Source organism: Arthrobacter sp. LjRoot14 (genome assembly GCF_964253905.1).
In the GTDB taxonomy this organism is placed as follows: domain Bacteria; phylum Actinomycetota; class Actinomycetes; order Actinomycetales; family Micrococcaceae; genus Arthrobacter.
This window is the reverse complement of the sequence record NZ_CAXURL020000001.1, coordinates 2371893-2388212: the sequence shown is the minus strand read 5'-3', so window position 1 is coordinate 2388212 and position 16320 is coordinate 2371893. Positions and strand designations below refer to the sequence as shown.

Here is a 16320-nt window from a genome sequence, read left to right as displayed (position 1 = left end):
CGTGCGTTCTGTAAGGATGTGAACTGGCCGGTCAACCCACGTGGCGGCCAACCGTCGAAGGAGACCCGTTCCATGATTGAAGCCGCTGGTGTGGACCAGGCAGCGAAGCAACTTGCACTGAACGCGCTGGCTGCGCATGAGGACCTCGTATCCAGCGGGCAGGACAGTGTGGACTTCCGGCGGCGCTTCGACCGTTATTTTCCTGACCTGTACCGGCTCTTCCACACCCTGTACGGCAGCAGACCGGACTTCCAGGAGCAGTTGACGGCGCTGGTTCTCCAGACCGCCCGCGCCTGGAACGAACGCCCGGCGGACCTCAAAGCCCTGGACGCGGAACGGGAACACCATCCCGGGTGGTTCCTCGCCAACAGCATGCTGGGCGGCGTCTGCTACGTGGACCGCTATGCGGAGGACCTCGAAGGAGTCCGCGCCCGGATTCCGTATTTCAAAGAGCTTGGCCTCACCTACCTGCACCTCATGCCGCTGTTCCTGGCACCTGAGCCGCATTCCGACGGCGGTTACGCCGTCTCCAGTTACCGCCGGGTCAACCCGAAACTGGGGACCATGGAACAGCTGCGTGAACTTGCCGCTGAGCTGCGGTCCAACGGCATCAGCCTGGTGGTTGACTTCATCTTCAACCACACTTCGGATGAGCACGAGTGGGCAAAGCGGGCCGCGGCAGGCGATCCCGAGTACAGCGATTACTACTGGATCTTCCCGGACCGGACCATGCCGGACGCCTTCGAGCAGAACGTGCGCGAGATCTTCCCGGAGAACCACCCGGGGTCCTTCATCCGGATGGAGGACGGCCGCTGGGTCTGGGCCACGTTCCACACGTACCAGTGGGACCTGAACTACTCAAACCCGGACGTCTTCCGGGCCATGGCCGGAGAGATGCTCTTCCTGGCCAACCAGGGGGTGGACATCCTGCGGATGGACGCAGTCGCCTTTATCTGGAAGCAGCTCGGAACTCCGTGCGAGAACCTCCCTGAGGCCCACACCCTGCTGCAGGCCTTCAACGCCGTCTGCCGCCTGGCCGCGCCGTCGCTGCTGTTCAAGTCCGAGGCGATCGTCCACCCCGACGAAGTGGCGCTGTACATCGATCCGGCAGAGTGCCAGCTTTCCTACAACCCGCTGCAGATGGCGCTGATCTGGGAGGCCATGGCCACCAGGGACGTGGCCTTGCTGTCGCAGGCCCTCGAGCGCCGGCACACCATTCCGGAGGGCACTTCGTGGGTGAACTACGTACGGAGCCATGACGATATCGGCTGGACCTTCGCGGACGAGGACGCCGCGGAACTGGGGATCAACGGCTTCGACCACCGCCGCTTCCTCAACTCCTTCTACGTCAACCGCTTCCCGGGCAGCTTCGCGCGCGGCGTTCCCTTCCAGGACAACCCGCGGACGGGTGATTGCCGCATCTCCGGCACGACGGCGTCGCTCTGCGGCCTGGAGGACAGCACCGGCCAGGCGGTGGACCGGATCCTGCTCGCCCATTCGGTGGCCTTCAGCACCGGCGGCATCCCCCTTCTCTACCTTGGCGATGAGGTGGGACAGCTCAATGACTACGGCTACGCCCTCGAGGAAGGCCACGGCGCGGACAGCCGCTGGGTGCACCGCCCGCACTACCCTGCCGGGAGATACGCGAAGCGCCGTGACCCGGCCACACCCGAAGGTGCGGTGTTTGAGGGCCTTCGGGCCATGATCTCGGTGCGGTCAGCAACCCCAGAATTCGCCGGAACACGGCTGGTCCACTTCGACACCAAAAACCGCGGCGTCCTGGGCTACCAGCGGCCGGGCGAAGGAACCCACATCCTGGTCCTCGCCAACTTCAGCGACGGAAACCAGACCATCACGGCGCAGACGCTTTCCGGATTCGCGGCCGGGGCGGTGGACCTGCTGACCGGGAACCCGGTGCGAATAGAAGGAGGGGTCACTCTCCGGCCACAGGAGTTCCGCTGGCTGCGGGTTACCCCGGCCGGCGGCTGAGCCCTGGCAGATCCGGCATCATGGATTCATGCCTGTACCCGAATCCTCCGTAACCATCACTGTCGGCGATGTCCAGGTCTCCGGCATCTACGCCCGGCCGGAGAAGCCGTCCGCAACACTTGTGCTTGCGCACGGCGCCGGCGCAGGCCTGGAGCATCCCTTCATGGCGGGCTTCACCAACGCGTTGAACGACGACGGCGTCGCCACTTTGCGCTTCAACTTCCCGTACCGCGAGGCCGGACGGAAATTCCCTGACCGGCCGCCGCTCGCGATCGCCACCTGGCGTGCGGCCATGGCGGAGGCCGGAGCCAGGGCGGCCGCACACTCCGACGCAGGCACGGTGTGGGCAGCCGGCAAGTCGTTCGGCGGAAGGATGGCGTCCATGGCCGTGGCCGAGGGAATGCCGGCGGCCGGGCTGGTGTACCTCGGCTATCCGCTGCATCCCCCGGGCAAGCCGGAGAAGCTGCGGGATGAGCACCTCTACGGCATCACCCTTCCCATGCTGTTCATGCAGGGTACTCGGGACACGTTCGCCACGCCCGAGCTGCTGGAGGGTGTGGTTGCCCGGATCGGGCCCACCGCTACCCTCCACTGGTACGACGGCGGTGACCACTCATTTGCGGTCGCCGGCAAAAAGCGGAGTCCGGAGGAGATCGGCGCTTCCGTCGCGGCCACGGTTGCGGCGTATTTGCGCTCACATGGCTAGGTTCACAATGCAAGGCCCACAAAGCTCCGGCCTTACTGCCTCGGAGCCGTATGGGCCATGTTCGGGGGCAGGGGCTCGTGGCGAAGGTAGGTCCGCCGGAAACGGCCGGTGCCCGCTGTCAATGCCCGCAAGTCCACCGCATAGCGCAGCAGTTCCTGTTCCGGTATCTCTGCACTGATTTCTGTGCCGCTGCCGTCGGCCGAGGCCGTTCCGGTCAGCCGCCCGCGCCGGGAGGAGAGATCGCTCATCACCGCGCCCACGTAGTCTTCGGCGACGCTGATGGTCACCGCCAGGACGGGTTCGAGGAGCTGGATCCGGCCCGCGGCCGCGGCTTCCCGCAGCGCAAGCGCCCCCGCCGCCTGGAAGGCCGCATCCGAGGAATCGACGCTGTGCGCTTTGCCGCCGGTGAGCGTCACCCGGATGTCCACCACCGGGAATCCCGCTGCCACGCCCTTCTGCATTTGCGCCCGGACACCCTTCTCGACCGAGCCGATGTACTGCCCCGGAATGACCCCTCCCACGGTCTTGTCAACGAACTCGAAACCCGCGCCGCGTTCGAGGGGCTCAACATCAATGTCACAGATGGCGTACTGGCCGTGGCCTCCGGACTGTTTGACGTGCCGGCCGTGGCCCGACGCCGGCGCCGCGAACGTTTCCCGCAGCGGGGTGACCACGTCCACGGTCTGCAGCTTGACCCCCTGCTCGCGCAGCCTGTCCAGCACCACCTCGCCGTGTGCTTCGCCCATGCACCAGAGGATCAGCTGATGGGTTTCGGCGTTCCGCTCAACGCGCAGGGTCGGGTCACCGGCTGCCACCTTCCCCAGGGACTTGGCCAGGGCGTCCTCGTCGCTGCGGGTTGCTGCTTCCACTGCCACGGGCATCAGCGGCTCCGGCATCTCCCACGAGAGCACCAGCAGCGGCGCCTCCCTGGCTGAGACGGTGTCGCCGGTCTCGGCATTGGCCAGCTTGGCGATTGCGCAGATATCCCCTGCCACGCAATACGGTACCGGCCGCAGGGTTGACCCCACCGGCGAGTAGAGGTGGGTGAGGCGTTCGTCGCTGTCGTGGTCTTCGTGGCCCCGGTCGGCCAGCCCGCGGCCGCTGACGTGCACGGCGGAGTCCTCGCGCAGCGTGCCGGAGAAAACCCGCACCAGGCAGACGCGGCCCAGGAACGGGTCGATAGTGGTCCGCACCACCTCGCCGGCGAGGGGGCCCGCGGGATCGCATGCCAGCGGCGGAACCGGTTCGCCGGCCAGACCGGTGACCTGCGGCAGGGTGCGCTCCAGCGGAGACGGAAAGGCGCGTGTCAGCATTTCCAGGAGTTCCGCCACGCCCAGGCCCGTTTCGGCGGACGTTGCCAGCACGGGAAAGAATGTTCCGCGGGCGACGGCGGTCTCCAGGTCGCTGACGAGGGCGTCGACGTCGATTTCCTCACCGCCGAGGTATCGGTCCATGAGGGTTTCGTCCTCGCTTTCCGAGATGATTCCCTCAATGAGCGTGCCGCGGGCACTTTCGGACGCCGCCATCTCCTCCGTGCCGGCGGGCCGCACTTCCGGTACGGGTGAGTGTGCGGAGTAGTCCGACACCGTTTGCGAGAGCAGTCCCAGCAGCCCGGTGGTGGTGTCTCCGGTGCGCACCGGGAGGTAGGCCGGTACCACCGAGTCGCCGAACGAGCGCTGGCACTCGGCCACAGTCGCCTCGAAGTTGGCACGCGGGTGGTCCAGCCGGCTGATCACAACCGCCCTCGGCATCCCTACCTGGTCGCATTCAGCCCAGAGCGCGGTGGTGGCGGCGTCGATGCCCTCGATGGCAGACACCACGAAAAGGGCCGCGTCCGCTCCCCGCAGTCCTGCGCGGAGTTCGCCGGTGAAGTCACCGTATCCCGGCGTATCCAGGAGATTGACCTTGATGCCGTCCACCACGAGGGGGGCTATGGAGAGCACCACGGACCGCTGTTGGTGCACTTCGGAGGGTTCGGCGTCGCTGACCGTCGTCCCGTCCGTGATCGATCCCATCCGCGAGATCACGCCGGTTGCGGCAAGCAGTGCCTCCACCAGCATTGTCTTTCCGGCACCGGAGTGGCCGACGAGAACCACGTTGCGGACTTTCTCCGGCGAATCGGCGGGCGCCCCGGCGGAGGCGTCCGCCCGCCGGGAATCAGAGGTGCTGCGGGCCGGGCTCTTGGCCCGGCCGTTTGAGCTTTTTACCGACATGAGCAACTCCAGGCGTCTTAGTCGTGAGCCGTCATGCGGCCTCTGTAAGACGATTCGACACCCTGAGGCCGCCGAACTTCAAGAGGGTGAGGTGCAGCCCCTGCCCGCGGGGTTAGCTTTCGTCGTGCCACCACCCTTCCCAGGGGGTGGATGTGAGCTGCCCGCTGGGGAAAGCGCCCATGGAGCCAGCCCCGCCGGCATGCGGATCCTTGTCCTTCCAGCCGGAGTGAAGGGAGAGTGTCAAAGTGCTCAAAAGAGTCATCATGGTGTGTCCTTCCGTTCGCTGCATGGACCGCTGTGTCCAGGTAGGAATGAGCGTAACCGTGCAATGTTTCGCGGCAACGACGCAAGGTTTCCGGTGTGTATCAGTTACCTCACTGGGGCACTTGCGGCCCTGGAGATCTACTCTGCAAGGATCAGGTACAGCGCGCGGCGGGCTTCGTCGATCTTTTCGACGGCGGCCAGACGCTGTTCGTCGGACGCCGCAACCCGGAACTGGTGAATGACACCCATGAGTTTGCCTACACTCTGATGAAACGCGGGACCCGTGCCCTCGGGGTCGGTGTTCCAGGCGTTGCCCAGCTCATCCTGGTGCTCCTCCACATACGCCTTGCCTGCATCGGTGAGAGTGAACTCCGTGCGCCTGCCCTCACCAACGGGCGCGATGAGTTCTTCGTCGACTAGCTGCTGCAGCGTCGGGTAGACAGAGCCGGGGCTGGGACGCCACGCTCCGGACGTTTTTTCCGCGATTGTCTTGATCAGCCCGTACCCGTTGGAGGGTGTCTCCGCCAGCAGGGAAAGAATCGCCGCGCGGACATCGCCCCTGTTGGCCCTGCGCGGGCCGCCCGGCCCAAAACCCGGCCCGAACCCTGGGCCAAAGCCAGGTCCGAAGCCGCGTCCGAATCCGCCGCCGCCATGTCCATGGGGTCCGCGGCGGCTGCGGCCGCGCTCAAAACGTCCCCGCTCGGGGCCATTGTCTGAAAATTTGTCGTGAATGCCTCTCATGGTGGCCTCATCTTTCCGTGTCATATCGCCGAGCACCGGCGATAGTTAACGATATATCGGTAGATATCGCCGGTCAAGAGCTCCGGGTTGCCGGCCGCGGGGAAACGAAACCGGGCGGCTACATCCTGTTCTTGGTCCGGGCGGTGGCCGGCGCGGTCCACGGGTCCTCCGGCCAGGGATGCTTCGGGTACCGGCCACGCATCTCCGCCCGCACCTGCGCGTAGGGTCCTGACCAGAACGACGCAAGATCGTCCGTCACCGCCAGGGGCCGCCTTGCCGGCGACAGAAGATGGAACAGCACCGGCACCCGGCCGCCCGCCAACCGCGGTGTTTCGGCCCAGCCAAAGCATTCCTGCAGCTTGACCGCCACAACCGGCCGGCCGTCGTCGTGCTCCGCGTCCGGGTAATCGATCCTGACGCGCGAACCGCTCGGAACCTCCAGCGTCTCCGGCGCCAATTCCCCGAACCGGGCCGCGTCCGGCCACGGCAAGAGTCGCCGCAGGGGTTCCGTGAGGTCGATCCCGGCGGTGGCGGCCCCGCCGGCAAGGGTTTCGAGTTCGGGCGCCAGCCAGTCATCAAGCCGGGACAACAGCGCCCCCTCGGACACATCCGGCCATGGACTGCCCAGTTCATGGTGCAGCAGCGCGAGGCGGCGGCGCAGGGCGTCCGCAGCCGTCGACCATCCGATGGTTCCCAACCCTTCCTTCGCCAGTGCGCGGGCTACGGCCGCCCGCCCCTCGGCGGCTGAGGGCCGCACCGGTGTCGAGGACAACACGATGGCACCCAGGCGGCGTTCCCGCCGGGCCGTGACCCGTCCCTGGGTGAAGCCGGCCTCCACGGTTTCCCGCAGCAGGTGCCGGGCGGAAGCCTCCGCCGTGTCAACGGAAAGCGGCGCCGCAGAGCGGATGACGGCCCCGGTTCCCGCAGCGTCGCGGCCTTCCGCGCGCGAGACTTCGGCAACCGCCAGCCACTCATGGCCGGACAGCGGGCTGCCCGCCGGAAGGCCCGCCCGGGTACCGGAAGAGAGCAGGTACCGCTCCCCCGCACCGGGCACGCGGCGCGCCACCCGGTCCGGGAAAGCGAGGCCGACGACGAACCCGACCGCCTCCGCGGCGGTCACCGGCGCCACGCCGCGTGACCGGTCGACGACGGCGAGTTCCTTGCGGACGATCCCTTCCATCCGCCGGACGTCCTCTTTCCAGCGCCGCGCCGCCGGATCCGTGCCTGAGCGCAGCGTGGCAAGCAACCGGGTGAGGTCGGCGCCGGGAGCGCGCTGGTCACCGGCGACGACGGCGACAGCCTCCGCGGCAGTCCGGTGGCCCACGGTTGCGGCACCGTCCAGCAGGGCGCGGGCCAGCCGCGGGTCGGCCGGAATCCTGGCCAGGGTCTTTCCAAGCTCCGTTGCGAGGCCGTCCGGTCCAACGGCGCCCAGCTCGCGGAGGACCTCCACGGCCTCATCCATCGCTGCCCCAGGCGGCGCGTCCGGAAGGGCCAATCCACGTCCGCCGGGTGATCCCCAGCAGGCCAGGACCAGGGCCGCTGCGGTCAGGTCGGCCACCACGATTTCGGGGGTCTGGTGCGCCGGCGCGGCTCCGAAGGCCTTCTGGTCATAGCACCGGACCACCCGGCCCGGGCCCTGGCGTGCGGCGCGACCGGCGCGCTGTTCAGCAGAGGCGCGGGAGCAGGACACGGTCACCAGGCCGGACATGCCGCGGTTTGTGTCGCGCCGCGGCTCGCGGGCCAGCCCGGAGTCGATGACCAGCCGGACTCCCGGAACGGTCAGCGAGGATTCGGCAAGCGCTGTGGAGACGATGATCCGGGCACGTCCGCCGGTGTCCCGGCCCGACACTGCCCGGTCCTGTTCCGTCGGGCTTACCTGGCCGTGCAGCTCGAGCACTTCGGCGTCCACCCTGCCCCGGAGGCGGCCGGCAACGTGCGAGACTTCCCGGGCGCCCGGAAGAAAGACCAGGGCATCGACTCCCGGATCCGCTGCCAGCGCTTCGGTGTGTGCTGCGGCGGCGGTGTCTGCCACGTGGTCCAGGAACCCACGGCTCACGCCCCGCGGGTCCAGCCGCGCCACAGCGGCCGGCGCCCACTCGGTTTCCAGGGGGTACAGCGCGGACGGACAGTCGACGACGGCAGCCGGGGCGCCGCCGTCGTGCGTCGCGTCCTGTCCTCCCGCTAGCAGTGCGGCGAAGCGCGGCGCGTCCAGTGTGGCGGACATGGCCACCAGCATGAGATCGCCGCGCAGCTCGCGGACCTCGGCGAGCATACCGAGCAGCAGATCGGTCTCCAGCCCTCGCTCGTGGACCTCGTCGAGGATCACGGCGTCCACGGTTTCCAGGCCCGGGTCGGACAGGAGCCGCTGCAGCAGGATGCCGGGCGTGACGAACTCGATCAGGGTGCCCGCCCCGCCGACGCGCTCGCCGCGGACTGTATAGCCGATGCGGTCGCCGAGCCGGCTGCCGTCCAGGTCGGCCAGGCGGCGCGCCGCAGAGCGCGCGGCGACACGCCGCGGCTGGGTCACAACAACCCGCGGGGTCCGGCCTTTTCCGCCTGGAGCCCCTGCGCCACCGCTCACGGCGGCGGATGCGATGTTGGCGAGCAACGGCGGAACAAGGGTGGTTTTACCGGTACCGGGGGGCGCCTGGACGACGGCGGTTCCGGCCGCGCCGCCGGCGCGCAGGGCCTCTGACAGCTCTCCCAGCGACGCGGCAAAGGCCAGGCCCGCGCTGATGATGCCCAAATCGAATGGTGGATTGGAGCGGGCGGCGGCCGGCGGGAGCGGAGAAGTCACGCCTCCATTGTGCCTACAAAGTTCGCACGGTCCTTCTCAGCGCCGGTCCCGGCCGGTGACCCGCCGCGCGGTGCCCCGACGGGCGGGAAGAGTCAACTCGCAGGAGCGCTGACCGCGATGAAGCCGCCCTGGGGGTCGCCGATTACCGCGTTGCGGAATCCCGGCGTGTTCATCGGCGCCATCAGGATACTGCCGCCCAGCTCTTCCGCGTGCCGGGCGACGGAATCCGTGTCCCTGACGGCGAAATTGACGCTCCAGTGGGGCGGAACGGCGACGCCGTCAGTCGCGGTGACGACAGCAACCACCTGGCCTGAGCGGCGCCACAGCGCAAAGGGGGCATCCGGCACCGGTTCCAGTTCCCAGTCGAACATAGTGCCGTAGAACGCCTGCGCTTTCCCGACGTCGGTGGTGTGCAGCGAGCTCATCGCCCAGGTGTTCGGCTCATCGGCCAGCACGGCGTCGTCGCTCCCGCCGGCCTGCCACAGGCAGAACGGAACTCCCGTGGCGTCTGCGACCACAGCCAGACTGCCAGCTGTGCCGCCACCAAACGGTCCTGCGAGGAGGATACCTCCGGCGTGCTCGGCACGGGCGAGCGCCGGACCGACGTCGTCGACGCGTACGTGGGTGTTCCACGTGGGCCGGGACAGCGCCGGAGCCTGGCCGATACCGGAAACCAGCCGCCCGTGAAGGCGGGCAGCATAGTAGTTGCCCTCGAGACCGGCCGGCATAGGGGCGGGATCGTCAAAACTCCAGCCGAAGAGCGGGCCGTAGAACTCCATGGCCGCCCGGGGATCCGGCTGGAAAGTTTCGACCCGGCACGGCGCGCCGGCTGTACGGGTATCACGGGTTGTCACTAAGGCGCCTTCCTGTTCCCTCCGGGTTCTTTCCTTTGTGCAGCGTATGCAGCCAGGGACTCGGCTTCAAGCCTTTGCGGACGTTGCTGCCTGCGCGTCCATCCGCGGGCGCCATGGCCCTCCTGGCAAGGCTAGGATCTGGATATGGGGTCCATGGAGGATTTGTTCGATGGGCCGGCCACCGGATTGCCTGACCCGACCCCGCGGGGCCGCGCGGTGTATGCGGAGGAGCCGGGCCGTGAAGCCCGGGTCAGGCATGTCGGGGGCTACTCCGCGTTCATCGGTTTCTGTGCCGGCCACAATGTGAGCGCGGAAGAGTTGGCCGACGACCCGGCGCGGCTCATCTGGTTCCTGCACGCATTCGCTGCCGGGATGGAACCCGGCAGTGATGTCAGCGCTGCAGCAGCAGTGTTCGCCGGAAACACCATTGCGCGGATGAGACCGGATGCGGAGTGGACCGCCTACGAAGGCGGTGCTCCCTTGGTGGGAAACCGGCGGACGAAGTTCGAGGTGGGCCGCCTGCTCGAGGTTTTACCGACTGCGGACGATGATTCCGTCCGGGGCCTCGTCGACAAGCTCCTGGACTGGGCCCGGGAAACGGAGGACCCGCCTGCAGCCCGGCCCGCGCCGGTCCCGCCGCCTGCAGGAAAGCCACGTTATGTCCGGACGCCACTGCCGACGACGACGTATTACTCGCCGGAAGGTGCACCCGTCCCCTACGGCGGGCGGTGGGGTGCCGACGGTCCTGACCCTGATTCATACAGCGTTGACAGCCATCCGGAGCGATTCGCGGGGCTTCATGTTGTCGCGTTGGCACTGATCGACCACCTGTCAGCCCTGTACGACGTGGACGTCGATAGCGGTCCGGCTCATGCCGCCGGGTTGCAGGTGGTTGCCCGGGACGTGCTGCAGGCCATCCGGGTCACGCCACGGCGCTCCGGAGCGGCGGCGCTGACGTTTGTGTTGACCGGGTATCCGGGAGTCCTGATCCGGGCCGGCCTGCTGCATGACTTTCCGTTTCCGGTGTGCGGTTGCGATGCGTGCGACGACACTGCCGAAACGGTGGCTGACCGGATGGAAATGCTCGTACTCGCGGTCGCCGCAGGAGGCTACAGCGAACGCTATCCCGTGGGCAGCCGGAGGTGGAGCGAGTACGCCCTGACCGCCGTCGACGGTTCCGGGTCAGAAAGCGGTAGTGGTGAACCGGGCACGGTGGATGCCGTCCGACTCCAGGAAGCGGAGGTCCGGCTACGGCAGGTGGCCGGCGGATGGCGACCATGGCCGCTCAGGTCCGGACGATGACGGCAGCAGCCAAAGCTGACTCCCGGAGGCGGGTTGCACCATGGATCTGATCATCGGGCTGGTGGTGGTGCTGGGGATTCCTGCCTTGATCGCCTGCCTCTGGTACTGGCTGTCGCGGCGGAACGGGCGCAACGGCGCCTGGCGGGGCGCGACCGGTGGCATGCTTGGCATCGCCGACGAGATCTTCCGCCCGGAAACCCACCACGCGCAGCAGATACAGGTGGTCCAGCACGAGCTCCCCGCCCCTGCCCCGAACCCTGCTGACCCGCCAGATCACCCACCCGGAGATTCCGTCCCGCGATAGCCTTGCCGCATGCATGTTGACGATCGCCTTGCCGGCGGCCTCACACGCGACCGGCTTAAGGCAGGGAAGACTGGCCGCGGGTAAAACGGGCGAAGCCGGCGTGAACGTCACGGATAATGACGGTTCCGGTGCCGAGGAGCTGTGTGCCGGCCTGGACCTTCCCGGCGTTCACGGTGGCTTCCCAGCGGAAGATGGCACCATGGGGACATGACTCCTGCTCACGGTTTTTCCGGATCGTTTCGGCGTCCCCAGCCCATCAAACCCAAGGCCGGTCAAGAATCGGTGTGGGACTACCCGCGGCCGCCACGGGTCGAGCCCCGATCGGAACGGGTTGTCGTACGGCTTGGCGGGCAGGTGATTGTCGACACCACCGATGCAGTGCGTGTCCTGGAGACGAGTCATCCGCCGGTCTACTACCTGCCATTGGACGCATTCGCTGCCGGTGTACTCGTTCCGGTCGAGGGCACCACCTTCTGCGAGTTCAAGGGAGAAGCACACTACTTCGACGTTGTTGCCGGCGGAGTCATCGTTCGCCGTGCCGGGTGGACTTACCCGGAACCCGCCCGAGGTTTTGAGGCGCTCAGCACCCGAGTGGCCCTTTACCCGGGCCACATGGATTCCTGCGAGGTCAACGGCGAGCAGGTGACTTTCCAGGAAGGTGACTTCTACGGGGGTTGGATCACCGCGAAGATCGTCGGTCCGTTCAAAGGTGGCCCTGGTACTGCCGGGTGGTGAGCACTGGCCGGGCACGCCATGTAGACGCCGTCACCAACCTCCGCGCGTCGGCGTATGTCCCTGCCGGGCATCCTCGGGCATGGCCATTTCGGCCCGCAGCCCCAGGAGACGGATGGGGCGGCCCGCTTCGATTCCGGCTGCGAGGTCCAGTGCCCGCGCGAGGATTTCGTTCCGGTCGAATGTTTCGGGAATCTTCCTCGCGTGGGTTTTGGTGAAGAACGGCGCGTAGCGAACCTTGAGGGTCAGCCCCACCACGGGCCGTCCTTCGGCCTCAACATCCTCTAGGACACGGGCTGTCAACTCCCGCACTGCGTCGTCCACCTGGGCGGGCTCGGTCAGGTCCCGCTGGAAGGTGGTCTCCCGGCTATGCCCGCGGGCAACCCATGGGGTGTCGTCCACAACACTGGCGCCGTCCCCGCGTCCGAGCTCCGCGTACCAGGGACCCATCCTGGGGCCGAACTCCGGGACCAGATCCTGGGGGTCGGACGCGGCGAGCTCGGCGACTGTGTTGATGCCGAGTTTGGCCAGCCGGGCCGACACTTTGGTTCCGACGCCCCACAGGTCCTTTGTGGGCCGGCTGCCCATGACGTCCAGCCAGTTCCCCGCAGTGAGCCGGAAGACGCCGGCCGGTTTGCCAAAACCGGTGGCGACCTTGGCTCGGACCAAGGTGTCGCCAATGCCCACGCTGCAGTGCAACTGCGTTCGCTCCAGGACAGCGGCCTGCACCTGCCGGGCGTAGGCTTCCGGGTTCTCTGTCTCAGTGCCTACAAAGGCTTCATCCCAACCCAGCACCTGCACGGTGGCGCCCGGCTGCGCGCGAAGGGTAGCCATCACCGTTTCGGACGCCGCGAGGTAGGCCTCCTGATCGACGGGCAGGATCACAGCGTCGGGCACTTTCCTGGCCGCAATGCGTAAGGGCATTCCGGAACCCACGCCGAACGCCCTGGCTTCGTAGGATGCGGTCGACACCACAGCTCGTTCCGTGGGGTCGCCTCGACCGCCGACAATGATCGGCTTGCCCGCAAGCTCCGGCCGCCGGAGCACTTCGACCGCCGCGATGAACTGGTCGAGGTCGACGTGCAGCACCCACCGGATTCCGCTCACGCCATCAGTCTGCCTTAAACATCCCTCACAAGCATCGGCTCTCCGCCGAGTTTGGCCGTCGGCCTGATCCCGGAGGCCACTGCCGGCACGTTCGGCGTCACGACCCGGGAATTCGTGTGGAAACGCATCCGGCCGCGTTTGAGGACAAAAAACCCGTCGTCGTGGAGAAACAGGGCCCTGCCTTTTCCGCCGTCCTGGAGGAGCCAGAGGAGGGATCCGTTCAGGGCCATCATGTCGACCGTCCCGGATGCAACGATTTTTCCGTCCTTACGCAGTTCGATCTCGTCGTTGCGGGAAAGCCTTGTCCAGTTGGGTGCCGGCTCCAGTGGCGGAGTCATCGCCTGCGGCGGGGATGGGCGCGAATGCTTAGTCATGGGTGGTCCTTCAGTTGACGGCTTCGGAAAGGCCGTGCGAGCCGGGCTGAACCGTCTCGAGACCAGGCCATGCGGGTTCTCTTGGGTGGTTAGTGCAGTGGGGCGGCGCGCGTTGCGAATAGGCGATGATCCCTGTGATCACCATTCGCCGCCCCACTGCGGTCTGGGTCCGGCCGGCTCATTGTGTAAGGGCCGTCTTTCCGGGTGCGTCGCCGTTTGGCTACATGATGCCGGTGGGTACCAGCAGGGCCCAGGCCAGGGCCGGGGCCACCAGCACCACTCCGCCGGCATAAGCCATCAGCTGCCGGTAGACGCGCTGCCGGTCGTCGTCGCGGGCGTTGGCTACCACCAGCGCGCCGTCGGTGGAGAAGGGAGAGACATCCACCACCGTGGCAGCGATAGCCAGTGCGGCGACCGTTCCCGAGGCGCTCAGCGAACTCGTGGCCAGCAGCGGACCGGCCAGGGGAATGAATGCGGTCAGCAAAGCCGTGGAGGAGGCAAAGGCTGAGCCGACGCCAATGACGTAACAGAGGACCAGCGCCACCAGCAGCGGTGCGCCCAGGGCCAGGGCCTGCTCGGCGAGGGTATCAATGACACCCACGTGCTGGAGCAGCGAGACATAAGTGATCATGCCGGCCACCAGCAATACTGTGGACCAGGAGACGCCGCCGATGAATGTTTGATGTTCTTTGATGTTGACCAGCGCCAGCAGGAGGCCGGCGGAAAGTGCCACAAAGCCGATCGGCATGTGGAAGCCCAGGGTGCAAACGAGCATCACCGCGATCAGGATCAGCGTGAGGATCTGCTGGCCGCGGGGACGGCTGGTCCGGGCGGTGTCGACGTCGGCATGCTGGCCGCCTTCGCCGTCGCGCAACCGGCCGATGAGGGCGAACAGGACGATGGTGAGGACGGAGAGAATGAGATTCAGGGCGAAGCTGGCAGAGAAGAGGGCGCCCTGGGAGATGGGAAAGCCGTTTTTGAGGGCGATGTCGTGCACCAGGACGCCGGCCACGGACAACGGGGAGAAGCCGCCGGCATGGGCTCCGTTGATGATGAACGCGCCCATCAGCACGGGATGGATGCGGGACTCGTAGGCGAAGCCGATGGCCGCCGGTGCCAGCAGCGCGACAGCGGCCGGCGAGAAGGTACCCAGTGACGTCAGCGCGGCTGCGATCAGGAAGAACACCCAGGGCAGCAGCATCGTCTTGCCCCTGACGAGGCGCACGCAGTTCTGGACGATGATGTCGATGGTCCCGTTCCGCTGGGCCATGCTGAAGAAGTAGGTGACGCCGATGATCGTCAGGACGATGCTGGCCGGGAACTCCTCCAGGATTTGCTTGTCCGTCATCCCGAGCATGAAATAGCCGACGCCGAAGGAGGCGACCAGCCCCATCACGCCGATGTTCAACGGCCACTTGGTGGCGACGATGAACATTATGACGAGGATGACGAGCGGGATGATCTGGACAGCGGTCATGGAGTGCTCCGGTTCGGGGGTGGCCGAAGAGTTGAAGATATCACCCCCCAGCAAGAGGACAATCAACGCCAGGATCGCGAAACCGGCTGCCGCCGACACCATTACGATTCGGCGGCGACGGGTTGGGCGTGGGGCACCGTTGCCCTGGGTCTCGCCCGCAGCGACAGCGGTGCGGTGCTCAGTTTTGGTCATTATGGTCTCCTTTAGCGGGTGGCTCCGGCGAGGGCGGCAGCGACGGCGCTGCCGGGAACCTCGGGGAGATGGATGGTGGTGGTGGCGATGGTGCGGGCCGTGCGGTCCACGCCTATGAGGATGCGCCCGTTGTGTTCCTCGCTCCACGTCTCGATCAACCCGGCCGGGGTACGCAGCCGGAGCGTTGTCGCCACCGTGCCGCCGGTGATGGTGTGCAGCACGGTGCCGGTGGTGCGGGCGGCCAGGGTCAAGGCAATGCTTCCGGTGATGGCCAGGGCCGGGTGGGGCTTGCCCATGGAAAGCATCATGACGTTGGCGTCGCAGCCGGGGTCGGCGTGCGCAGGTGCGCCCACGATGGCGAGCTTGGGGACTGCGCGGGCTGCCTCGGCCGCAGTGCGGACCAGCCCCATCCGCACCGCCGCCTGCCGCCGGATTTGCTCCAGGGTATCCAGCTGCAGCTCCACCGCAGCGCCCCAGTTGTCGTACCTGTCCAGATCCAGGCCCAGCTCCTCGGCGAGGACCATCACCACAGGCGCTCCGGCGTCGACCATCGACACGGTCCAACGGGTTCCGCCAGCGTTGATGGTGTCAGTGACCGCGCCGGTCGGCAGCAGTGCACCGGTCGTCTTGCCGGCAGGGTCCTGGAAGCCGAGCCCCACCGCGTGGCCGGGGAAGGGCACGCCGGGCATCCGGGCCTCCGGAACGGAGGCCAGGGCGCCGGCAGGCGTGGCCACCCGCTGGACGATGATTTGGTTGGTGTTGGTGTTGCGGGTGACGATCCGGGTCACGTCTCCCTTCGGGAGCACCCACCCCTTCTCGATGGCATACAGACCCACGACCGCAGAGCCGTTCCCGCAGTTGCTGCCCCAGTCCACAGCGGCTTCTTCGATCCCCACCTGGGCGAAGGTGTACTCAACATCGACGTCGTCGCTGACCGGCCGGTGCAGAATAATCGCTTTGCTGGTGGTCGACGTCGCCCCGCCGACCCCGTCGATCTGGCGCGGGTCGGGACTGCCGAACAGCCGGGGCAACAGTACGTCGAGGCTGGTGCCGCTCTCCTGAAGATGCTCCGCTTCGAAAACCCAGCACTTGCTGGTCCCTCCGCGCATCCATTGGGCTTCGATCTTCATGCTGTTACCGCTCCTCCTCGTGCCTCAAATATTGATTGAGGTCCTGAAACGAGATTGAGCCAGATCACAATTTTAGACAATGTCGGACTTTTGAAGAGGGATGTAGAATTACTTAATTCATACGGTTTTGAGGGGCAA

Annotated in this window: 14 protein-coding genes; 5 read left to right on the top strand and 9 right to left on the bottom strand. The window is 67.0% G+C overall.

Annotation, left to right across the window (positions count from 1 at the left end; genetic code table 11):
- Positions 1-72 precede the first annotated feature (72 nt).
- Positions 73-1989 (top strand): alpha-amylase family glycosyl hydrolase, encoded by a 1917-nt coding sequence (locus ACSQ12_RS10610; protein WP_436065379.1) that lies wholly within the window; start codon positions 73-75, stop codon positions 1987-1989.
- 28 nt (positions 1990-2017) lie between these two features.
- Positions 2018-2695 (top strand): alpha/beta hydrolase family protein, encoded by a 678-nt coding sequence (locus ACSQ12_RS10605; RefSeq protein WP_436065378.1) that lies wholly within the window; start codon positions 2018-2020, stop codon positions 2693-2695.
- A gap of 32 nt (positions 2696-2727) precedes the next feature.
- On the opposite strand, the gene ACSQ12_RS10600 is transcribed toward ACSQ12_RS10605, so the two are convergent.
- The 5 genes from ACSQ12_RS10600 to ACSQ12_RS10580 form a co-directional block, all read right to left on the bottom strand.
- Entirely contained in the window at positions 2728-4908 is a 2181-nt protein-coding gene (locus tag ACSQ12_RS10600) for an elongation factor G-like protein EF-G2 (protein ID WP_436065377.1), read from the bottom strand.
- Positions 4909-5020: 112 nt separating this feature from the next.
- Complete coding sequence (locus tag ACSQ12_RS10595) at positions 5021-5161, bottom strand: hypothetical protein (protein ID WP_156810667.1); 141 nt, start codon at positions 5159-5161, stop codon at positions 5021-5023.
- 149 nt (positions 5162-5310) lie between these two features.
- A complete protein-coding gene (locus ACSQ12_RS10590) occupies positions 5311-5913 on the bottom strand; it encodes a PadR family transcriptional regulator (RefSeq protein ID WP_436065376.1) in 603 nt (200 codons plus the stop codon).
- Positions 5914-6031: 118 nt separating this feature from the next.
- Complete coding sequence (gene hrpB, locus ACSQ12_RS10585) at positions 6032-8710, bottom strand: ATP-dependent helicase HrpB (protein WP_436065375.1); 2679 nt, start codon at positions 8708-8710, stop codon at positions 6032-6034.
- 92 nt (positions 8711-8802) lie between these two features.
- Positions 8803-9564 (bottom strand): VOC family protein, encoded by a 762-nt coding sequence (locus ACSQ12_RS10580; protein WP_436065374.1) that lies wholly within the window; start codon positions 9562-9564, stop codon positions 8803-8805.
- Between the two features lie 144 nt (positions 9565-9708).
- Between ACSQ12_RS10580 and ACSQ12_RS10575 the strand changes: the two genes are divergently transcribed.
- From ACSQ12_RS10575 to ACSQ12_RS10565, 3 genes are all read left to right on the top strand, one after another.
- Positions 9709-10866, top strand: a complete 1158-nt coding sequence (locus ACSQ12_RS10575; RefSeq protein ID WP_436065373.1) for a DUF6226 family protein — start codon at positions 9709-9711, stop codon at positions 10864-10866.
- A gap of 40 nt (positions 10867-10906) precedes the next feature.
- Positions 10907-11170, top strand: coding sequence for a hypothetical protein (locus ACSQ12_RS10570; protein WP_436065372.1), 264 nt, complete (start codon positions 10907-10909; stop codon positions 11168-11170).
- 207 nt (positions 11171-11377) lie between these two features.
- Positions 11378-11905, top strand: coding sequence for a DUF427 domain-containing protein (locus tag ACSQ12_RS10565; protein WP_436065371.1), 528 nt, complete (start codon positions 11378-11380; stop codon positions 11903-11905).
- 30 nt (positions 11906-11935) lie between these two features.
- Here the strand turns inward: ACSQ12_RS10565 and ACSQ12_RS10560 are convergent, their stop codons facing one another.
- The 4 genes from ACSQ12_RS10560 to ACSQ12_RS10545 all read right to left on the bottom strand — a co-directional run bounded on the left by ACSQ12_RS10560 (position 11936) and on the right by ACSQ12_RS10545 (position 16182).
- Positions 11936-12991, bottom strand: a complete 1056-nt coding sequence (locus ACSQ12_RS10560) for a DNA polymerase IV (protein WP_436066979.1) — start codon at positions 12989-12991, stop codon at positions 11936-11938.
- A gap of 32 nt (positions 12992-13023) precedes the next feature.
- Positions 13024-13383 (bottom strand): hypothetical protein, encoded by a 360-nt coding sequence (locus ACSQ12_RS10555; protein WP_436065370.1) that lies wholly within the window; start codon positions 13381-13383, stop codon positions 13024-13026.
- Between the two features lie 220 nt (positions 13384-13603).
- Positions 13604-15052, bottom strand: a complete 1449-nt coding sequence (locus ACSQ12_RS10550; protein WP_436065369.1) for an SLC13 family permease — start codon at positions 15050-15052, stop codon at positions 13604-13606.
- A gap of 11 nt (positions 15053-15063) precedes the next feature.
- Positions 15064-16182: a PrpF domain-containing protein gene (locus ACSQ12_RS10545; RefSeq protein WP_436065368.1), complete on the bottom strand. Its 1119-nt coding sequence runs from the start codon at positions 16180-16182 to the stop codon at positions 15064-15066.
- Positions 16183-16320 lie beyond the last annotated feature (138 nt).

What these genes read in the sequence shown, in the direction of transcription:
- ACSQ12_RS10605 (WP_436065378.1), top strand. Translation starts at nt 2,018, where the DNA reads ATGCCTGTACCCGAATCCTCCGTAACCATCACTGTCGGCGATGTCCAG.
- ACSQ12_RS10590 (WP_436065376.1), bottom strand. Translation starts at nt 5,913, where the DNA reads ATGAGAGGCATTCACGACAAATTTTCAGACAATGGCCCCGAGCGGGGA.
- ACSQ12_RS10610 (WP_436065379.1), top strand. Translation starts at nt 73, where the DNA reads ATGATTGAAGCCGCTGGTGTGGACCAGGCAGCGAAGCAACTTGCACTG.
- ACSQ12_RS10550 (WP_436065369.1), bottom strand. Translation starts at nt 15,052, where the DNA reads ATGACCAAAACTGAGCACCGCACCGCTGTCGCTGCGGGCGAGACCCAG.
- ACSQ12_RS10565 (WP_436065371.1), top strand. Translation starts at nt 11,378, where the DNA reads ATGACTCCTGCTCACGGTTTTTCCGGATCGTTTCGGCGTCCCCAGCCC.
- ACSQ12_RS10600 (WP_436065377.1), bottom strand. Translation starts at nt 4,908, where the DNA reads ATGTCGGTAAAAAGCTCAAACGGCCGGGCCAAGAGCCCGGCCCGCAGC.
- ACSQ12_RS10575 (WP_436065373.1), top strand. Translation starts at nt 9,709, where the DNA reads ATGGGGTCCATGGAGGATTTGTTCGATGGGCCGGCCACCGGATTGCCT.
- ACSQ12_RS10570 (WP_436065372.1), top strand. Translation starts at nt 10,907, where the DNA reads ATGGATCTGATCATCGGGCTGGTGGTGGTGCTGGGGATTCCTGCCTTG.
- ACSQ12_RS10545 (WP_436065368.1), bottom strand. Translation starts at nt 16,182, where the DNA reads ATGAAGATCGAAGCCCAATGGATGCGCGGAGGGACCAGCAAGTGCTGG.
- ACSQ12_RS10555 (WP_436065370.1), bottom strand. Translation starts at nt 13,383, where the DNA reads ATGACTAAGCATTCGCGCCCATCCCCGCCGCAGGCGATGACTCCGCCA.